This is a genomic window from Roseburia sp. AM16-25, assembly GCF_003473825.1.
Lineage (GTDB): Bacteria > Bacillota > Clostridia > Lachnospirales > Lachnospiraceae > Pararoseburia > Pararoseburia lenta.
Genome location: NZ_QUCW01000006.1, coordinates 31,586 through 51,610 on the forward strand (window position 1 = coordinate 31,586; position 20,025 = coordinate 51,610).

Annotated in this window: 16 protein-coding genes and 1 other RNA gene; 14 read left to right on the forward strand and 3 right to left on the reverse strand. The window is 47.2% G+C overall.

Features of this window, described 5'->3' with window-relative positions; all coding sequences use genetic code 11:
- Window positions 1-30: 30 nt before the first annotated feature.
- From DW183_RS11770 to DW183_RS11780, 3 genes are read right to left on the reverse strand one after another with little or no spacing between them, the layout of a single operon-like run.
- Window positions 31-588: a TetR/AcrR family transcriptional regulator gene (locus DW183_RS11770; RefSeq protein ID WP_118282432.1), complete on the reverse strand. Its 558-nt coding sequence runs from the start codon at window positions 586-588 to the stop codon at window positions 31-33.
- An 18-nt stretch (window positions 589-606) separates the two neighbouring features.
- Complete coding sequence (locus tag DW183_RS11775) at window positions 607-1,158, reverse strand: GNAT family N-acetyltransferase (protein ID WP_118282435.1); 552 nt, start codon at window positions 1,156-1,158, stop codon at window positions 607-609.
- Between the two features lie 4 nt (window positions 1,159-1,162).
- Window positions 1,163-1,861, reverse strand: coding sequence for an anaerobic ribonucleoside-triphosphate reductase activating protein (locus DW183_RS11780; protein WP_118282439.1), 699 nt, complete (start codon window positions 1,859-1,861; stop codon window positions 1,163-1,165).
- Window positions 1,862-1,939: 78 nt separating this feature from the next.
- On the opposite strand from DW183_RS11780, the gene tadA reads away from it, so the two are divergent.
- The 14 genes from tadA (at window position 1,940) to DW183_RS11850 (ending at window position 19,659) form a co-directional block, all read left to right on the forward strand.
- Window positions 1,940-2,443, forward strand: a complete 504-nt coding sequence (gene tadA / locus DW183_RS11785; RefSeq protein ID WP_118282442.1) for a tRNA adenosine(34) deaminase TadA — start codon at window positions 1,940-1,942, stop codon at window positions 2,441-2,443.
- 92 nt (window positions 2,444-2,535) lie between these two features.
- Window positions 2,536-2,668: signal recognition particle sRNA large type (ffs, locus tag DW183_RS11790), an RNA gene on the forward strand.
- A 210-nt stretch (window positions 2,669-2,878) separates the two neighbouring features.
- A complete protein-coding gene (locus DW183_RS11795) occupies window positions 2,879-3,127 on the forward strand; it encodes a TM1266 family iron-only hydrogenase system putative regulator (RefSeq protein ID WP_118282445.1) in 249 nt (82 codons plus the stop codon).
- A 50-nt stretch (window positions 3,128-3,177) separates the two neighbouring features.
- Window positions 3,178-4,236 (forward strand): [FeFe] hydrogenase H-cluster radical SAM maturase HydE, encoded by a 1,059-nt coding sequence (gene hydE / locus DW183_RS11800; RefSeq protein WP_243069576.1) that lies wholly within the window; start codon window positions 3,178-3,180, stop codon window positions 4,234-4,236.
- A gap of 111 nt (window positions 4,237-4,347) precedes the next feature.
- Window positions 4,348-5,766 (forward strand): [FeFe] hydrogenase H-cluster radical SAM maturase HydG, encoded by a 1,419-nt coding sequence (gene hydG / locus DW183_RS11805; RefSeq protein WP_118282450.1) that lies wholly within the window; start codon window positions 4,348-4,350, stop codon window positions 5,764-5,766.
- Between the two features lie 58 nt (window positions 5,767-5,824).
- Window positions 5,825-7,057 (forward strand): [FeFe] hydrogenase H-cluster maturation GTPase HydF, encoded by a 1,233-nt coding sequence (gene hydF, locus DW183_RS11810; RefSeq protein WP_118282454.1) that lies wholly within the window; start codon window positions 5,825-5,827, stop codon window positions 7,055-7,057.
- A 209-nt stretch (window positions 7,058-7,266) separates the two neighbouring features.
- On the forward strand, window positions 7,267-8,193 hold the full coding sequence (locus DW183_RS11815; protein ID WP_118282459.1) for a calcium/sodium antiporter: 927 nt from the start codon (window positions 7,267-7,269) through the stop codon (window positions 8,191-8,193).
- A gap of 142 nt (window positions 8,194-8,335) precedes the next feature.
- Window positions 8,336-9,124 (forward strand): hypothetical protein, encoded by a 789-nt coding sequence (locus DW183_RS11820; RefSeq protein ID WP_118282462.1) that lies wholly within the window; start codon window positions 8,336-8,338, stop codon window positions 9,122-9,124.
- 18 nt (window positions 9,125-9,142) lie between these two features.
- On the forward strand, window positions 9,143-11,428 hold the full coding sequence (locus DW183_RS11825; protein ID WP_118282466.1) for a hydratase: 2,286 nt from the start codon (window positions 9,143-9,145) through the stop codon (window positions 11,426-11,428).
- A gap of 6 nt (window positions 11,429-11,434) precedes the next feature.
- On the forward strand, window positions 11,435-12,796 hold the full coding sequence (locus DW183_RS11830; protein WP_118282469.1) for an AI-2E family transporter: 1,362 nt from the start codon (window positions 11,435-11,437) through the stop codon (window positions 12,794-12,796).
- 185 nt (window positions 12,797-12,981) lie between these two features.
- Window positions 12,982-15,693 carry a tetratricopeptide repeat protein gene (locus tag DW183_RS11835; RefSeq protein WP_118282472.1) on the forward strand — a complete coding sequence of 904 codons (2,712 nt, stop codon included), beginning with the start codon at window positions 12,982-12,984 and terminating at the stop codon, window positions 15,691-15,693.
- Between the two features lie 22 nt (window positions 15,694-15,715).
- On the forward strand, window positions 15,716-17,614 hold the full coding sequence (gene glgB, locus DW183_RS11840; RefSeq protein WP_118282476.1) for a 1,4-alpha-glucan branching protein GlgB: 1,899 nt from the start codon (window positions 15,716-15,718) through the stop codon (window positions 17,612-17,614).
- Window positions 17,615-17,631: 17 nt separating this feature from the next.
- Complete coding sequence (locus tag DW183_RS11845; RefSeq protein ID WP_118282480.1) at window positions 17,632-18,852, forward strand: DUF5711 family protein; 1,221 nt, start codon at window positions 17,632-17,634, stop codon at window positions 18,850-18,852.
- 15 nt (window positions 18,853-18,867) lie between these two features.
- The gene (locus tag DW183_RS11850; protein ID WP_118282484.1) at window positions 18,868-19,659 is read left to right on the forward strand and encodes a CvpA family protein; all 792 of its coding nucleotides are present in this window, start codon (window positions 18,868-18,870) and stop codon (window positions 19,657-19,659) included.
- Window positions 19,660-20,025 lie beyond the last annotated feature (366 nt).

Sequence of the window (20,025 nt, forward strand, 5' to 3'; positions counted from 1 at the left end):
AATTTTATCAAATCCGGTCTTTTGATAAAATCAGTGGTCACATAGACGATGTAGGGCTGCCGACAGGTTTCCCTGGATGACAATGGCAAGACGCTCGACCAGTTTTTCCGGGTCTTCTTTCATGTCATCGGCGACCCAGTCCAACATGAGCCCGACCAGGACATAGGAGTAGATCTGTGCGATAAAATCCTTGTCTGTCTGCTTGACAAAGAGTCCCTCGGACTGCTCCTCGATCACATCGACTAAGAGTTTATCGGTCAGGGGCATGAGGTATTTTTCTACACGTTCCCGGCTGACGCAGTGGTAGACATTCATGATGAATGGCTTATTTGCCTGCACAGCGTAAAAGATCTGTAACAGCCCCTGCTCCCAGGTATCATAGGTTTTTTTGTTGTTCAAGGCTTTCTCGGCATCTTCCAGACAGGACCATTCCACCAGATCATAGATATCCTTGAAATGATAGTAAAAGGTCATGCGGTTGATACCGCAATCTGCCGTAATATCGTTGATCGTTATTTTATCCAGCGGCTTTTGTAAAAGAAGATTTTTCAGTGATGTCTCTAGGGCACGCTTGGTTACTTGTGACATGAGGTCTCCTTTCTGCACTTACATTTTCGGAACGATATAACCATAGAGATAATGATCGCGCCAGCGATTTTGCAAAAATACCTTATCTACCAGCAGACCTTCCTTGTGGAAGCCCAGTTTTTTCAAAAGGCAGATAGAGGGGGTGTTGTCCGGCAGTACAAGTGCCTCGTAGCGGCGGATGCCGATGTCTCCCGAAACAATACGGATGCCTGCCTTGATCGCTTCGTAGCAGTAGCCTTTTCGCCAGAAATGCTGATCCATCTTGTAGCCTAACTGAGCAGAAGAATAGATATTCGGCGAAATGTTGTGGAAACTGACCGTGCCGATGATACGGTCGGGATTATCTTTTTCAAAGATCCAGAAACGCAGCATATGTAACTTCAGGATCTCCTGATACTCGTAGGTCAAAAGGTTTTTCTGATGCTCCAGACTGTAAAAGTCATTTCCGATCAGGGGTTCAAACTGCTCAAAGATCGCAGCGTTGTCTTTGTAAAATTGTAGTACCTTTTCGGCATCATCTGCGGAAAGGATACGCAGAATCAGGCGGTCGGTCGTCTGTTCAAAATTCACTCACTTAACCTCGGATTTCTACCTTATTCAGAAAGGCGGATAATATTTGGACAAATTCCTGCATGGTCTTATCGTCCGGTGCGTGAAATCCCGGGTGCAGGACATCCGGCGATTCCTTGTATGGCTGGAGATAGTAGGCTTTGGCACCGGATAACCACATACCGATAGCGGTCATATCTTTTGCCTCATGGAGTTCCTGGCAAACAGTCGTGCGGAACTCGTAATCGACTTTTTTGGAAGCTTTTAAGATCTCCACCGATTCGGCGATCGCATCCAGATCAAACTCATCCGCGTGGACGATATCTGCATATTTTGTCCGGCATTGCTTGATATCCATGGCAACATAGTCCACAAAGCGGTCTTTGACCAGAGAGCGGAGCATGTCAGGGTTGGTCCCGTTGGTGTCCAGTTTTACCTTGTAGCCCAGGAGTTTGATCTGGCGGATAAAGTCCGGAAGATCCCGGTTCAAGGTCGGTTCTCCACCACTGATGACAACGCCGTCCAGGACATTTCTTCTTTTGTGCAGATGATCAAAAATATCATCTTTTGTGTATGGTTTGATGTCGTTCAGCCCGACGATCAGATCACCATTGTGGCAGTAAGGACAGCGGAAGTTACAGCCTCCGGTAAAGAGGGTTGTAGCAACACGCCCCGGATAATCAACCAAGGTTGTTTTCTGCATTCCATATATTTTTACAGTCATAGTGTTACTCCATTTCTTATCGTGTTATAATGAAACCAATCAAAAAACATTATAACAGTTTGGTGGAGGTTTTACCATATGGCACTGAAAGAGAAAATCGAAAAGAACAGACAGGAAAAACATGACGAGAAGTACATGAAGATGGCACTCAAGGAGGCAAAAAAGGCATACGATCTCAACGAAGTACCGATCGGCTGCGTGATCGTGCGCGATGATAAAGTCATCGGCAAGGGCTACAACAAGCGCAACACGGACAAGAATGTACTTTCCCATGCGGAATTGATCGCAATGAAGCAGGCATGTAAAAAGACAGGTGACTGGCGACTGGAGGACTGTACCATGTATGTGACCCTTGAGCCATGCCAGATGTGTGCAGGTGCTATGGTGCAGGCGAGATTGAAAAAAGCGGTTATCGGCAGCATGAATGCCAAGGCGGGCTGCGCCGGATCCGTCCTTAACATTTTACAGATGGATGCTTTCAATCATCAGGTCGAGGTTGAGCGCGGTGTCCTCGAAGATGAGTGTTCAGCCCTCTTAAGCGGATTTTTCGCAGATCTGCGTGAGCAGAAGAAGCAGTTTTAGGGAGGAAAATCCGCAAGATCATATGAAGGTTGATAGAATGATGGGTTTTGATTGACAAATGTGTCATAATCCCATACAATGCAAATGGCGGCCTCCACAAGTGGCGTTGATACTTGGGTCTTGCGCGACGGATGCCTACGAATCGTGTCAGGTCAGGAATGGAGCAGCACTAAGAAGGAGTTTCCGGGTGCCGCAAGGGTGCCTGGGTTGAGCAGGCTGTGGAGGTAACGCTATGAAAGACAATTTCAGGGAGATCAAGGTATCTCCCTTTTTTACATTATGAATTAAAGTCATCTGCGCGCAAAGGGCAGCCTGAGCGTAAAGATACGGGATTTTATAGGTGTTTGATAGGGAAAGTCTCTGTATCTTTGGATGCAGGGACTTTTTCATATTATAGGTAAAAGCACACTCTTCATAAAAGAAAGGAGCATACTGATGGATACCAGAGTAGCAATTCTTGCGATCGTGGTGGAGGAGCGTGACAAGGCAGAAGAACTCAACCACGTCCTGCATGCATATGGCAAATATATCATCGGGCGCATGGGGATCCCTTATGAAAAACGCGGGATCTCACTGATCAGCGTCGCCGTAGATGCACCCCAGGATGTGATCAGTGCCATGTCAGGAAAGATCGGCAATATTGAGGGGGTAACGGCAAAAGCCGTCTATTCCAAATTGCAGTAAGTGACGCTTGGATAATAGCGAAAGAAAAGAGAAAAAGGAGAGAAATGCCTATGGCACTGGCAATGCAGGATGTCAAAGCATTGATTGATAAATTAGATAAAGAAAATGCACTAAGTCTGGATGAATGGGAAGAACTTATCCGCGGACGATGCGATCAAGTGGCAGAATATGCAGCGGAAATTGCCCGTCAGAGGTCCAAAGAGATCTTTGGCAACAGGATCTATACGCGAGGATTGATCGAGATTTCCAATTACTGCAAGAATAATTGCTATTATTGTGGCATCCGCAGGGATAACCGGCAGGTTGAACGTTACCGCCTGAGCCGGGAGGATATCTTATCCTGCGCAGATATTGGGGAAGAACTGGGTTTTCGCACCTTTGTCCTGCAGGGGGGAGAAGATGCTTACTATACGGATCAGGTCATGTGTGATCTGATCCGGGAGATCAAGGAGCGTCACCCGGATTGCGCCATTACCCTGTCTCTTGGCGAAAGAAGTGAAGAAAGTTACCGCTTAATGAGAGAAGCAGGGGCAGATAGATACCTTTTAAGGCATGAAACAGCGGATAAAGACCATTACAAGAGCCTGCACCCGCAGGAAATGGACTTTGACCACCGTATCCAATGCCTTTATACCTTAAAAGACTTAGGTTATCAGGTGGGTTGCGGTTTTATGGTCGGTTCCCGGGGACAGACGCCACATACGCTGGCGAAGGATATGGTCTTTATCCAGAACTTACAGCCGGCAATGGTGGGGATCGGACCTTTTGTGCCTCACCACGAGACACCCCTGAAAGACCAGGCACAGGGGACTGTGGAGGAGACCCTGTATCTGATTTCACTGCTTCGGCTTTTACAGCCAAAGTTGCTGCTTCCGGCAACGACAGCGCTGGGGACGATCGATCCGCGCGGGCGTGAAAAGGGGATCTTGGCGGGAGCCAATGTCGTCATGCCAAATCTGTCGCCGACTAGCGTGCGCAAACAGTATGAGTTGTATGATAATAAGATCTGCACCGGAGATGAGGCGGCAGAGTGTCGTCATTGTCTGGGAAACCGTATGCAGTCTATAGGTTATGAACTGGTCGTAGACCGTGGCGATGCACCTGTTTAATAGGTGCTGAAATTATAAGAAAATTTAATTTTACAAACAACCGTCGATTTTACAAGGGATAAATGAGACGGACTATAACATAAGACACATAGAAAAAGGGAGGAAAAAAGAATGTATGATGTAATGTCATCAAAGGCAGAGGAGTTCATCAGCGATAAGGAGATCCGCGAGTGTCTCGATTACGCTGAGAAGAACAAGAACAATCGGGAACTGATCGACCAGATCCTGAACAAGGCAAGAAAGATGAAAGGGATCAGCCACAAGGAAGCCATCGTGCTTTTAGACTGCGAACTGGAAGACAAGAATGAGGAGATCTATCAGTTGGCAAAAGAGATCAAGCAGGAGTTCTACGGCAACCGTATCGTTATGTTTGCTCCGCTTTATCTGTCCAATTATTGTATCAACGGCTGTGAGTATTGCCCATATCACGCAAAGAACAAGCATATTCACAGAAAAAAACTGACGCAGGAGGAGATCCGCGCTGAGGTTATTGCTCTACAGGATATGGGACATAAGCGTCTGGCACTTGAAGCAGGCGAAGATCCAAAGAACAATCCGATCGAGTATATTTTGGAAAGTATCAAGACAATCTACAGTATTCACCATAAAAATGGAGATATTCGCCGCGTCAACGTCAATATCGCGGCAACAACTGTCGAAGAATACCGTATGTTAAAGGAAGTTGGTATTGGTACTTATATCCTTTTCCAGGAGACCTACAATAAGGAATCTTACGAAAAACTGCATCCGACCGGACCAAAGAGTAATTATGCTTACCACACCGAGGCAATGGATCGTGCAATGGATGGCGGTATTGATGATGTAGGGCTTGGTGTTCTCTTTGGACTCAACAATTACCGTTACGACTTTACCGGAATCATTATGCACGCAGAGCACTTAGAGGCAGCCAAGGGCTGTGGACCGCATACCATCAGCGTACCGCGTGTGCGTCGTGCAGATGATATTGACCCGGATGTTTTTGACAATGGTATTTCGGACGAGACCTTTGCAAAGATCGTTGCCTGCATCCGTATCGCTGTGCCATACACCGGCATGATCGTATCTACCAGAGAGACCAAGGAGAGCAGAGAGCGCGTACTGGAACTTGGTATTTCCCAGATCAGTGGCGGCTCCAGAACCAGTGTCGGTGGCTATGTTGAGCCGGAAGCAGAGGAGGACAACTCAGCACAGTTTGATGTCAGTGACAATCGTACCTTGGATGAAGTTGTCAAGTGGCTGATGGATATGGGATATGTGCCAAGTTTCTGTACGGCATGTTATCGTGAAGGCAGAACCGGTGACCGTTTCATGTCTCTTTTAAAGAGCAAGCAGATCGTCAACTGCTGCCATCCAAATGCACTTATGACCCTGAAAGAATATCTGGAAGATTACGCAAGCCCGGAGACTAAGGAAGTGGGAGAGGCTCTGATCAAAAAAGAACTGGAAGTCATCACCAATCCAAAGGTAAAGGAAAAGGCGACCGAGTATATCGAAAAGATCCACGAGGGCAACCGCGACTTCCGTTTCTAAATGTGACGAAAGTCTGATATGACAGCAGAAAACGTTTGGGAAGAGAAGGGAATAATCTATGAGTATGAATGAGACACCAAGCGGAGAGCGCATGCACATTGGCATTTTTGGCAGGCGCAATGCGGGAAAATCCAGCCTGATCAACGCGATCACGGGACAGGATCTCGCTATCGTATCGGAAGTCAAAGGTACGACGACAGATCCGGTCAAAAAAGCAATGGAACTCTTGCCTCTCGGACCGGTCGTTCTGATCGATACGCCGGGACTGGATGACGAAGGCGGACTGGGGCAAAAGCGCATGGAAAAAGGTCTGCAGATGCTCCGCCAGACCGATGTTCTTCTGCTTGTGATCGCAGCAGATACTATGGTAGGAGATCTGGAACAAGATCTTTTGGCAGAGGCAAAAAAACGTGGTCTGCCTTATCTGATTGTCTTAAATAAGACAGACCTTCTGGCAGATCCGGCGCAGATCGATGAAAAGGCAGGAGAGATCGCACAGGCACTGGCGGTCGATCCTGCTAAAGTCTGTCCGGTCAGTACAGATCCGGCACAGGGGATCGGGGAATTAAAGGAGCGATTGGCAAAATTACAGCCCAAAGAGGCAGAAAGACCTTTGATCCGTGATCTCTTAGAGGAAGGAGATCTGGTTGTTTTAGTCGTGCCGATTGATTTCGCTGCGCCAAAAGGGCGCTTGATCCTGCCGCAGCAGCAGGTCATCCGCGACAGTCTGGAGGCAGGTGCCATTCCGGTGGTGGTCAGGGATACCGAGTTGTCGCAGGCGCTGGCAGCCCTTGGCAAAAAGCCCCGCCTTGTTGTGACCGACAGTCAGGCATTTGGGACAGTGGCAAAGATTGTGCCGAAAGACATTCCTTTGACCTCATTTTCTATACTGATGGCGCGTTACAAAGGAGATCTGACAGTGCAGATCGCCGGTGCGCAGGCGATTGAGGATCTGAAAGATGGCGATACGGTTCTGATTTCCGAGGGCTGTACCCACCACAGACAGTGCGATGATATCGGTACGGTCAAGATGCCGCGCTGGATCAGGGAATACACTGGTAAAGACCTGCATTTTGCCTTTACCAGTGGAACAGAATTTCCCAAGGATCTTTCGCCTTATGCACTGGTCGTGCATTGTGGCGGCTGTACCCTGCCTTTACAGGAAATGCGCTATCGTATCTCCTATGGGGACAGCCAGAAGGTTGCGATCACCAACTACGGAGTCATGATCGCCTACATTCACGGTATCCTGCCGCGCGTGACGGAGACTTTTGTCGATAAAAAGAGATAAATAGGACTTGACAGACGGATTGTTTTTTTGCTACGATCTGCTTAGATAAAAGGGAGTAGCTGACACAGCAGACCTGTGTCTATATATCGTCAGTACGATTGCGAGCAATCCGGTATGTAGCCTAGTAGCGAGACTTTTGTTGTATTATTTTTTGATGCAACAAAGGGACTCGCTTTTTTTATCCCCAAGTTGCAGGAAGGGAGAAAGATATGAACTTTGTACTACAGATTGTCTTTTTAGCGCTGGGATTTTTCCTTTTGGTCAAGGGGGCGGACTGGTTCGTGGACGGAGCCTCCGGGCTGGCAAGGAAATTGGGCATACCGCAACTGGTCATTGGTCTTACGATCGTTGCCATGGGAACCAGCCTGCCGGAAGCGGCTGTCAGCATTTCGGCGGCACTACGGGGAAATGCGGAGATCACGATTGGCAATATCGTGGGAAGCAATATTTTAAACATCCTCATCATCCTCGGCGTGACGGCGCTGATTGCAACGCTTAAGGTGGCGGATTCCACTGTCCGCTATGAGATCCCCTTTATGATCGTCGTTACCTTTGTTCTCTTGTGGCTGGGCTATACCGGAGGTCAGGTAACGTGGCTGGAAGGCGTTATCCTCTGGGTCTTATTCCTCCTCTATCTGCGCTATCTCTACATGATGGCAAAAAAGGGCAAGGAAGAAGAAAGGGAAGTGGAGCAGCTTTCCACGGCAAAGATCATAGGTCTGATCTTGGCGGGTGTCGTCATGATTGTGGCAGGAAGTAATTTCGCGGTCGAGGGAGCGAGTAATCTTGCAAAGGCGCTTGGCATCAGTCAGCGTTTTATCGGGCTGACCATTGTGGCGTTGGGCACCAGCCTGCCGGAACTGGTGACGAGTGTGTCCGCGGCACGAAAACATAATGCGGATATCGCCATTGGAAATATCGTGGGGAGCAACATTTTTAACATCCTCTTTATCGTAGGTACCACAGCCCTGATCACGCCGGTTACCTTTGCTTCCGGCTTTGTTGTGGATACCCTGATCGCCGCGGCGGTCGGCATTTTGTTATTTGTATGTGTGGCACGGACAAAAGAATTGCGAAAGAAAGCCGGCATCGTCATGCTGCTTGCTTACATTTTGTATTTTTTATATCTTCTTTAGAAATGATGTCCTTTTATTAACAAAATTTAAGATTTCCCTGACCGTCAAGCGTTGTCAGACTCTGGCTTGTATGCTATATTTTAAAGAGTATTTTCATATTTATATGTAAAATGCCAAAAGACGAACGGATGAGGTGTGAAATATGAGTGCAGCAGATCGCACAGAGAAAGTGCTACGGGATATTCATGTACTTTTTTCCAAGGCAGAGCCATACAACGGCAGTAAACGCGACGTGATCGTGAACAAGAACGAGATGATGGATCTGCTCAAGGAATTAAATGCCTGCATGTATGACATGATCGACGAACATGAATTGTCCCAGACCAAAAAGGATAAGGCAAACCGTGAGATGCAAAAGCAGGGAGACGACATTATTTTTGCGGCTTCCCGCAAGGCGGAGGATATCTATGCGGCATCGATCATGTATACGGACAATGCCTTAAACGACATTCAGCAGATCATTGAGGATGCGGGAGATGCGATCGCCAAGATCTACGAAGACGCCAAGGATAAGATGGCAAGCGAAAAGCAGACCATCAAGTCCAACCAATCAGAACTCAAGTCGCAGTTGGGAGATCTGATCGACACGCAAAAGTATTTACATCTGATCGAGGAGGAAAATCACCGTTTGCGCTTAGAGCGGGAAAAGGGAGAAAAAGGCGATTTCGCGCCAAAGGATACCCCGTCCTATGCCAATGTGCAGCCGGAGATCCGCATCAACAAGGATTATTTCATACAAAATGGCATCCCGTTGGAGGATGAGGAAGAGACCACGGGGGTTCCGACCCAGGGCGAGTTGACCGAGAAAGAGGCAGCCGCACTTTCCGAGGATCTGGACAAGGAATATTTTGCATGGAAGGAATCCGACCAGGAAGAAGAGAAAAAGCCGGAGGAGGGAAAAGGTATTTTCTCTCTCTTCGGCAGAAAATAAAAATTGAGGAGGAAACACATGAAGTTATATGAACAGGGAGTATATCTGCTCCGTGGAACAGAGTTGGTCGCTAATGGCCCACAGGCACAGGATGAGATCAGACAAAAGACGGGACAAGAAGTCACAAAGGAAGAAGCAGCCAAGCAGACGATGGCATATGGTATCTTAGAGAGCCATAACACATCCGGCAATATGCAGAATTTGCAGATCAAGTTTGACAAACTGACTTCCCATGACATCACTTACGTTGGTATCATCCAGACAGCAAGAGCATCCGGGCTTGAGAAATTCCCGATCCCTTATGTGCTGACCAACTGCCACAACAGTCTTTGCGCCGTAGGCGGCACCATCAACGAGGATGACCACATGTTTGGACTGACATGTGCCAAAAAGTACGGCGGCATTTATGTACCTCCTCATCAGGCTGTTATCCATCAGTTTGCAAGAGAAATGCTTGCAGGCGGCGGTAAGATGATCTTGGGATCCGATTCTCACACGAGATACGGTGCTCTTGGAACCATGGCTATGGGCGAGGGTGGACCGGAATTGGTAAAACAACTTCTGAACAAGACTTATGATATTGCCATGCCGGGCGTTGTCGGTGTCTATCTGACCGGTAGTCCTATGAAGGGCGTGGGACCACAGGATATCGCGCTTGCCATTATTGGTGAGGTTTTTGACAAGGGTTATGTCAAGAATAAGGTCATGGAGTTTGTCGGACCGGGTGTTGCCAACCTCAGCGTAGATTATCGTATCGGCGTGGATGTTATGACAACAGAGACGACCTGTCTTTCTTCTATCTGGAGAACAGACGACAAGGTGCGTGAGTTCTATGAGATCCACGGCAGAACCGAGGACTTTGCAGAGTTAAATCCGGGTCAGGTTGCATACTATGACGGTATGATCGAGATCGATCTTAGCCAGATCAAGCCAATGATCGCTATGCCGTTCCACCCGAGCAACACCTATACGATCGAAGAACTCAATGCAAATCTCATGGATATTCTGGATGATTGCGAAAAGAGAGCCAAGGTCAGCCTGGACGGACAGGTAGACTTCACCTTAAAGGATAAGGTCAGAAACGGCAGATTATATGTAGATCAGGGTATCATTGCAGGTTGTGCCGGCGGTGGTTTTGAGAATATCACGGATGCAGCAGACATCCTGCGCGGTGCATCCATCGGACCGGATGAGTTTACACTCAGCGTTTATCCGGCGTCCACACCGATCTATATGGAACTTGTGAAAAATGGCTGTGTTGCAGATCTGATGGAGACAGGTGCGATCGTCAAGACAGCATTCTGTGGACCATGTTTCGGTGCCGGAGACACCCCAAGCAACAACGGCTTCTCCATCCGCCACTCTACAAGAAACTTCCCGAACAGAGAAGGATCCAAGCTACAGAATGGACAGATCTCATCCGTAGCACTTATGGATGCCCGTTCCATCGCTGCAACTGCGGCAAATAAGGGTTATCTGACAGCAGCAACCGATATGGATGTCAACTACACCAAGCCAAAATACTATTTCGATAAAAATATTTATGCCAACCGCGTCTTTGACAGCAAGGGCGTTGCAGATCCGAATGAGGAGATCAAGTTTGGACCGAATATCAAGGATTGGCCGGCTATGAGCCCATTACCGGAAAATCTTTTCCTCAAGGTCGTATCTGAGATCCACGATCCGGTAACAACGACAGATGAACTGATTCCGTCAGGAGAGACATCTTCTTACCGCTCTAATCCTCTTGGATTGGCAGAATTTACACTTTCCCGTAAGGATCCGGAATATGTAGGCCGTGCCAAGGAGATCCAGAAAGCACAGAAGGCACTGGAAGCCGGAGAATGTGCCGGACAGGCAGTACCGGAACTGCGTGAGATCGTGCACACCGTGAAAAAGACCTTCCCGGATGTAAACCATGACAACTTTGGTGTAGGATCTACCATTTTTGCCGTAAAACCGGGCGATGGTTCTGCAAGAGAGCAGGCGGCTTCCTGCCAGAAGGTATTGGGTGGCTGGGCAAATATTGCCAACGAATATGCGACCAAGAGATATCGTTCCAACCTGATCAACTGGGGCATGCTCCCATTTTTGATCCCGGCAGGTGATCTTCCATTTAAAAACGGAGATTATCTCTTTGTTCCGGCGATCCGTCAGGCGATCATCGATAAGACAGAAGAAATTCAGGCATATGTGGTAAAGGATGGACAGATGCAGCCGTTCACACTGCAACTTGGTGCTCTGACAGATGATGAGAGAGATATCATCTTAAAGGGATGCCTGATCAACTATTACAGAGGTTAATGACTTATGGATATACAAAAACAACCGGGGAGTAATGGCAGAGGGAATGTAAAGCGCATGATGACCATCTCTGTGGTGGTCATCTTCACGGCGTGTTGTGTGATCCTGTTTTACTTTGGTGTAGAGCGTTATCAGGGACTGGGCGAAGGCTGGAGCAAGTTTATGAGCGTCCTGCAGTCCATCATCATAGGATTTGGACTTGCCTTTCTGATGAATCCCATCATGGAATTTTTCGAGAGGCACATGTACCCCTTCTTTGCAAAACACTGCAAGACGGAAGAAAATGCCAAAAAGACCACGCGTATGCTCACATCTTTGATCGCACTGGTCATTGTGGTTGGTATTATTGTATTGTTCTTTGTTGCGATCATACCGCAGTTATACCAGACCATCCATTATCTGGTCACACACATCAACGAACAGATCGATGGTGTCTTGGATTGGGCAAACCAGATTACCGGCGGGCGCTATGAAAAGAATATCATGAGCGCTAAGGGCAGTAATCTTGACAAGGCGATCGATAAGGGCGTCAAGTGGCTGGAAAATTACATAGATGTGAGCACCAAGGATGTGATATCCGTGGCGGTGACAGGAGCGCTCGGTGTAGGGCGTTTGCTGGTCAACTGCATTATCGGCATCATCGTGTCCGTCTATGTGCTTTGTAGCAAGGAAACATTTAAGGGACAGGCCAAGAAACTGATCTACGGTATTTTCCGTGCAGATCAAGCCAATGTCATCCTGGAAATCGGCAGAAAGACCAGAGACATTTTCTATGGATTTATCATAGGGAAGATCATTGATTCCGCTATTATCGGTGTGATCTGTTATGTATGTATGCTGATCTTTAAGATGCCGTATCCACTTCTGGTATCCATCATCATCGGCGTGACCAATATCATACCGGTATTTGGACCATATATTGGGGCTTTGCCGACCGTTATCATTATCTTTTTAACGGAGCCGATGCAGGGAATATATTTCCTTATCTTTATCATCGTATTGCAGCAGATCGATGGTAATATCATCGGACCAAAGATTCTGGGCGACTCTACCGGACTTTCTTCTTTCTGGGTTGTCGTTGCCATCGTTGTTGGCGGCGGATTGTTTGGATTTGCAGGTATGCTCTTTGGCGTACCGACCATGGCGCTCATCTACTATCTGGTGGGACGCTTCTCCAAGCACATGCTGAGAAAACGGGATCTGCCCGAGGAGACAGCCGACTATATCAATATGGAAAGAGTCAACGAGGCAGATCATACTCTTGTAGAGCATACCAAGGAATATGAAGAAGAATCACATGTAAAAGTCAATGTGTTCTTCAAAAAGAAGAAAAAACAATCTTCTGAGAAAGAGGATACAAAAGAATAAAATTATGAGGAGGACAGTTTCAAAAGCAAAGGAAACTGTCCTTTATATTGCTAAAAAATGGCAGGTTTTTCACAGATTTGTCAGACAAATATTTTTGACATGTCATGTGCCCTATGATACACTGAAACTGTATATTTATAGCTTGAGATAAGAGCGTATCAGGATACTTTTTCGAGGTAAGAACGTTGGATAAGAACGAGTTTAAGACAAAATACGATGAGATTAAACAACTGATAAAAGAAGGGCGTACAGATGAGGCTCTGGATATTGTGGAGAGCACAAACTGGCGCAAGGTGCACAATGTCAACGCGCTGGTCAAGGCAAGTGAGGTGTGCGAGGAGGCAGGCCGTCTGGAAGAGGCGCGGGAACTCCTTTATATGGCGCACGACCGCTCTCCGATCGGCAGGATGATCATTTATCATCTGGCGATTCTGTGTGTGAAGTTGGGCGATCTGGATGAGGCGAAGGAATTCTATGATGAATTCGTGGAGATCGCGCCGCATGACAGTCTCAAATATATCATCAAATACCAGATCAACAAGGCAAAAGGTGCCGATTATACGACACTAATCGGTATTTTGGAAGAGTTAAAGGAGCATGATTTCTTGGAGGAGTGGGCATATGAACTTGCCTATCTCTATCACAAGACCATGCAGGTAGACAAGTGTATCGATCTGTGTGATGAGATCATCCTCTGGTTTGGTGACGGTCCTTATGTGGAGCGTGCCCTTGAGATGAAGATGATATACCAGCCGCTCGACAAGATGCAGGAGGACAAGTACCGCCATTTCCAGCAGCGCCGCGACGGTGTGACGGAGATCCGCGCCAATGAGATCCTGCACTCCGGTGAGATCGTGCATGAGACTATGGCGATCCCGCAGGTAGAGTTACCGGCGGAGCGCTTCAACACGGTCAATTTGCAGGCGGAGATCAAAAAGAATATCGACGAGATCATGCGTGCAACGGAGGCAGAGGCTGTTTCCGAGAATATGGAAAATATCAAGACTCTGGTTGAGGAGATCCCCTATCTTCAGGTCAACGAACAGAGTGATGCTATTGCAGAGGAACAAAAGCAGGCAAAACAGGAACTGGATGAGTCCTTAAAAGATACTTTCAATGAGTATCTCGCCGAGGAATACGACGGTCAGATTAGTCTGCTCGTGCCGGAATCCAAAGAGGTCGAGCAGCAGGTAGACGGTCAGATGACCATTGAAGATGTCATGGAGGAATGGGAAAAGACCAGACGTGCAGCTGAGGCGGCATTACAGGAGGCAGAGCAGCAAAAGTTGGAGTCTGCCAAGAATATCGCACTCAAAGAGGCATCCCAGATCATGGATCGTCTGGAAGAAGCGATCCCGAAATTAGATGCCGGCGCAAGGCCGACAGATCTTTTAAAAGAAGAATATATGGCAAAGCAGGATGAGGCTTCATCCGAGCCGGTCAAAGATCGGACTGAGGATCCGGCACCGGCGGTATTCCAGATCCCAAAGGTGGAAGCGGATGGCGTCATGGGCGTTGGTCTGGAAATTCCGGTCGTAGATCCTGCAAGTGCGCATATCATTAAAGGGGAAGAGAGCCCGGAGGCTCCTTCTATCGTCAAGTCTGTAGAACCAGACGCCAGCGAAGAATGGCATCCACCGGTTCTAGAAGACCAGGATGAAAAAGCAGATCCTGCGCAGGAAGCGTCCCTGCCGGAAGAAGCAGATTTGGAGGAAGTGACAGACGTGGATTATAAAGAGGCAAGCAAGATCGTTGCCGATGTCAATGACATGTTACAGCAGGAAATTGACAGGATCATGGCAAACGAGGGACAGGAAGAGGTCAGACACTTAGAGGAAGAAACGCTTGCATCCGAGGTGGCAGAGGAGATTGCCCCAGATGTAGAGGAAGATGATCTGCCGGAGATCACATTGCCGGAAGATTTACAGGAGTTTGTAGCAGAGGCAGAAACGGCAGAGTCGGAAGTCGGCCCACAGGAGGCAGTGGCAGAAGAGGCAATGCCAAGCCGGGAGCAGGAGGTGGCAGAGGAGCCACTCCCTGAAATCGCGGATGTGGTATTGGACCCGGAAGAGATGGCAGAACTACTGGATGAGAATGTCTTAGAACGTGCCATCAGTGAGGAGATGCCGGAGTTGACCCTGTCCGAGGAGGAAAAGGAGATCTTCTCTTACTTTATGCCGATCGACGGCATGGAAAATACAATCTGCCAGGCATTGACAGGTGTGCGTTACCGTCTGGAAAATAAAAAGAATTCTGCAAGTGGCAATATCATCATCCAGGGAGGTGTCGGCAGTGGAAAGACCATGTTGGCATCCAATCTGATCAAGGTATTGCAGATTGAGACAGACAAACTGACAGGCAATGTCGGCAAGATTGATGCAGAACAGTTAAATAAAAAAGATGTGGCACTGGTACTTTCCAAGGTGTCAGGCGGATGTCTGATCATTGAGGGAGCAGGCAGACTGAGTGAGCGTACTCAGGAGACCATGCGCCAGTTGATGTCGCAGGAGAATTGTGATGTTCTGGTTCTTATGGAAGACCAGAAGAAGCGCATTGACAAGATGCTTTCCCACAACAGTGCATTTGCAGCCATGTTTACCGAAAAGATCACCATTCCGATCTTTACCATAGACGAACTGGTCAATTTCGGTAAGGTTTATGCCTTAGAGGAGGGCTATGTTGTGGATGAAATGGCGATCCTTGCCATGTATAACCGTATCAATCTGATCCAACGCGTAGACCATCCGACCTCCCTGATCGAGGTGCGTGATATTGTGGAATCCGCCATTGATAAAGCAGAAAAGGGCGGTATCAAGGCAATGTTCAGCCGTTTTGGATCCAAACGTTATGATGAAGATGGCAACTTGATCTTACGGGAGCAGGATTTCGAGTTGTAATATAAAGGAAAAGGGGTTTACTATGGGCAATTTTTCAGAGTTAGATATGTACCTGTTTGGGCAGGCGACGCATTATGATATCTACAAGAAGATGGGCGCACATGTGCAGACCAAAGACGGCATCGAGGGGGTATATTTTGATGTTTGGGCACCACATGCAGCAGCGGTAGCAGTGATCGGCGAGTTTAACGGTTGGAATGAGACATCACATATGATGGAACGTCTGGTCGAGCCGGATATGGGAATTTATGAACTCTTTGTACCGGAGGCAAAGCCGGGACAGTTATACAAGTTTTTGATCTATACGCCGGACGGCGGCAAACTCTACAAGGCAGATCCTTATGCAGCCATGGCAGAGGTGCGCCCGGGTACGGCATCCCGTATTGTTGCGCCATTTTCCTATGCATGGCAGGATGACAACTGGATGAAGGAACGCCGCAAACAGGAGAATTTCTGGGAACAGCCAATGTCTATCTATGAGGTACATCCGGGTTCCTGGAAAAAGCATCCGACTGCAGAGAATGACGGCTTTTATTCTTACCGCCAGTTGGCTGAGAGCCTGGCGGACTATGTATGCGATATGGGATATACCCATGTCGAGTTGATGGGAATCTCAGAGTATCCCTATGATGGATCTTGGGGCTATCAGGTAACGGGCTATTATGCGCCGACGTCGCGCTATGGAAGCCCGGAAGACTTTATGTACCTGATCGATTATCTGCATCAGAGAGGCATCGGTGTTATCTTAGACTGGGTTCCGGCGCATTTTCCAAAGGATGCGCATGGACTGGCAGATTTCGACGGTCAGCCCTTGTATGAGTATGCGGATCCGAGAAAGGGCGAGCATCCGGAGTGGGGTACCAAGATCTTTGATTATGGCAAGAATGAGGTCAAGAACTTTTTGATCGGCAGTGCCCTTATGTGGATCGAGCAGTATCACATCGATGGTCTGCGTGTAGATGCAGTCGCATCTATGCTTTATCTGGATTATGGCAAGGAACCGGGGCAGTGGGTGCCAAATCAGTTTGGTGGCAATGAAAATCTTGAGGCGGTAGAGTTTTTCCGTCATATCAATACCCTGATCCGCGGACGCAACAAGGGCGTTGTCATGGTCGCTGAGGAATCGACTGCATGGCCAAAGGTCACTGGTGATGTAGAAGATGGCGGTCTGAATTTCTCTTATAAATGGAATATGGGCTGGATGCATGATTTTCTGGATTACATGAAACTGGATCCGTATTTTAGAAAAGACAATCACAGTAAGATGACGTTCGCTATGAGTTACAACGAGTATGAACGTTATATTCTGGTCTTATCCCATGACGAAGTGGTTCATCTGAAATGCTCCATGCTGAGCAAGATGCCGGGACTTGAGGGGGATAAGTTCAAGAACCTCAAGGCAGGCTATACCTTTATGATGGGGCATCCGGGCAAAAAACTTCTCTTTATGGGTCAGGATTTCGGACAGATCCAGGAGTGGAGCGAGGAGAGAGAACTGGACTGGTATCTTTTAGACAATCCAAATCACAGCCATCTTTCGACCTTTGTAAAGGATCTCTTACATATATATAAGAAGTATCCGGCAATGTATGAACAGGATGTTTCATGGGCGGGCTTTGAATGGATCAATGCCAACGACAGTTATCGCGGCATTTTTAGTTTTGTCCGCAAGTCTAAGAATGGCAAGAATGACCTGCTCTTTGTATGCAACTTTACACCGGTAGCCTATGATGATTACCGCGTTGGCGTATTAAACCAACGCAAACATAAACTCATCCTTAATAGCGAGGATGCCAAATACGGCGGCACAGATACCAAACGACAGGTATCCTATACACCGAAGCGACAGGAATGTGATGGACGGGAATATTCGATTGGCTATCCTTTACCGGCATATGGAGTGGCTGTATTTGTATTTTAGAATAAGGAAAGAGATATATGGCAGAGGATAATGCAGTAGTTTCAGCAAAAGAAAAGAAACATAGCGTCAAGGATCTGGGCGCGGCGGGAACCGAATTCCTGCGAAATCATAAGCACATATATACGAGACATCGGAAGAAGATCTTGGTCTTCTTCCTTTGTATTGTTGCGGTCATTTTATGGGTGCTTGTCTTTAATCTGCGCAAGTATGATGACTTTGATGTAAAAGAGACATATGAGCGTGTGGATTCTGCGGAGACACACTATGTGGATTTTCAGGACAACTTTTTGAAATATAGCAGGGATGGCGCTTTTTATACGGAGTATGACGGCGACCTGATCTGGAACTATACCTATGAAATGGATGATCCCCAGATCGATGTGTGCGGCAATTATATCCTGATCTATGATGTGCAGGGCACGCAGGCGGCTATCCTTACTAATACCGGCTTCAAGCAGACCATTAAGACAGCCATGCCGATCGTGGATGCCAATATCGCATCCCAGGGAACGGTTGCGATCCTGATGCAGGACGGTGAGGCGGGTTATGTGCAAGTCTGCAATGACGCGGGAAAAGTGCTGGCATCCGGCGAACTTCACATGAAAAATAGTGGTTATCCACTGGCGATCGCTCTTTCCTCTACTGCGCAAAGGCTCATGGTCTCACAACTGGATGTCAAAGATGGAAATGTAAAGACGACGATCTCTTTCTATGATTTTAGCAACAAAGGCAAGGATGAGATCGACAATATTGTTGCTACCTACAGTTTTTCGGATCAGATCATCCCGCAGATCGCCTACGTGGATGGAGACAAGGCGATCGCTTTTGGTGACAGCGAAGTGATCGTGTTCAATAACAATTCCAAGGCGAGCATTGCCAAGGAGACCTTTGTTGACGGACAGATCAAGAGTGTCTTTTATGATGACAAGTATTGGGGGATCATTTGTCAGGCAACGGATGACGAGGGAAAGTATATCGATCAGATGACAGTCTATACCCTGACCGGCAGAAAACGCTGCCAGAAGACGATCGACATAGCATCAACCAATGCGGAATTTGTGGCAAACCATGAAATTGTTCTTTCTAATAATAAAGAGGTAGAACTATACACCTTGCAGGGGATCAAAAAGTTTGCATACGAATTTAGCACAAGCATATATAAAATAATACCACAGGATGCATCGCGCAGATATGTTTTCGTGGAAGATGGACATACAGATGTGGTCCGATTGAAATAGTGAAAAGGGGACAAAATGAACATAGTATTGATCGTTATGCTGTTTATTCTTTTTTTCCTGACGCTGCAAGGCTGGCGTAAGGGAATACTTGGCATTGTATATGGACTGGTTTCTTGGATCTTTATCTTTATATTTGTATCGGTAGCTAATCCTTATATTCTGGGATATCTGAAAACAGAGACAAATATATATGATAAAGTCTATGAGCAGGCAGAAAAATTTGTGACAAATAAGGCGGAAAACCTGCCACAGGATACAGGGCTTGAGGACTGGTATCAATCCCTGACGGATGCCATTCCGGGAAATGCGCTGGGGGATGTGACGGATTCGATCCGGCAGATGCAGACGAATGTGGAGCAGAACCCGCAATTACAGGATCTTTTAAATGGACTGCAGACGCAGAATGATCTTACAGTCGCGCAATTTGGCGGGGCATCCAGTATCCTGCAATTATCGGATGGCACGCAGACCCTTGGACAAATGATCTGCGGTAAGATCGCGGATTTTATGATGCAGGGTATTGCAGTCTTTATCGCCTTTGTGATAGCACAGATCATTGTGCTGATCGTGGGTTATTTTGTCAAAGGTGCCAGAAAGGCACCGGGGCTCGGGCAGGTCAATGGCTTGCTTGGTCTGGTCGCCGGGGCTGCAGAAGGATTTCTGGTCGTTTGGATCATCATGTATGCGGCTGCCTGCATCAGTACAACGACACTTGGGCAGGGGCTTCTTGCCGGCATCGATCAGAGCAAATTCCTGACTTATCTGTACGATCATAATCTGGTTATGGCATTTCTTTCTACGATGTGATCCGGAAAATGCTCTTGGATACAAAATACATCCTTTTTATTATAGAAGAAATAGAGCAATAGATGTTGTGGTAAATGATCGGTTTGCCCCAACATCTATTTTCTTGTAATAGTAAACAAAAAAATAAGAAAAAAAGTAGTAAAAATGCCTTGACATTGGGTGTGGTCTTTGATAATATAATTTTCGCACCGCACGTGAGGCGGTTGCAACAACGGAATAAAATATGATTTCTCAAAAACTTTTAAAAAGTTGTTGACAAAGAGAAATACATATGATATTCTAAATGAGTTGTGTCTGACAGATGCAACAAAGGACAACCTTGATAACTGAACAGTGAAACAACCTTGAAAGATTCTAAGAGAATAA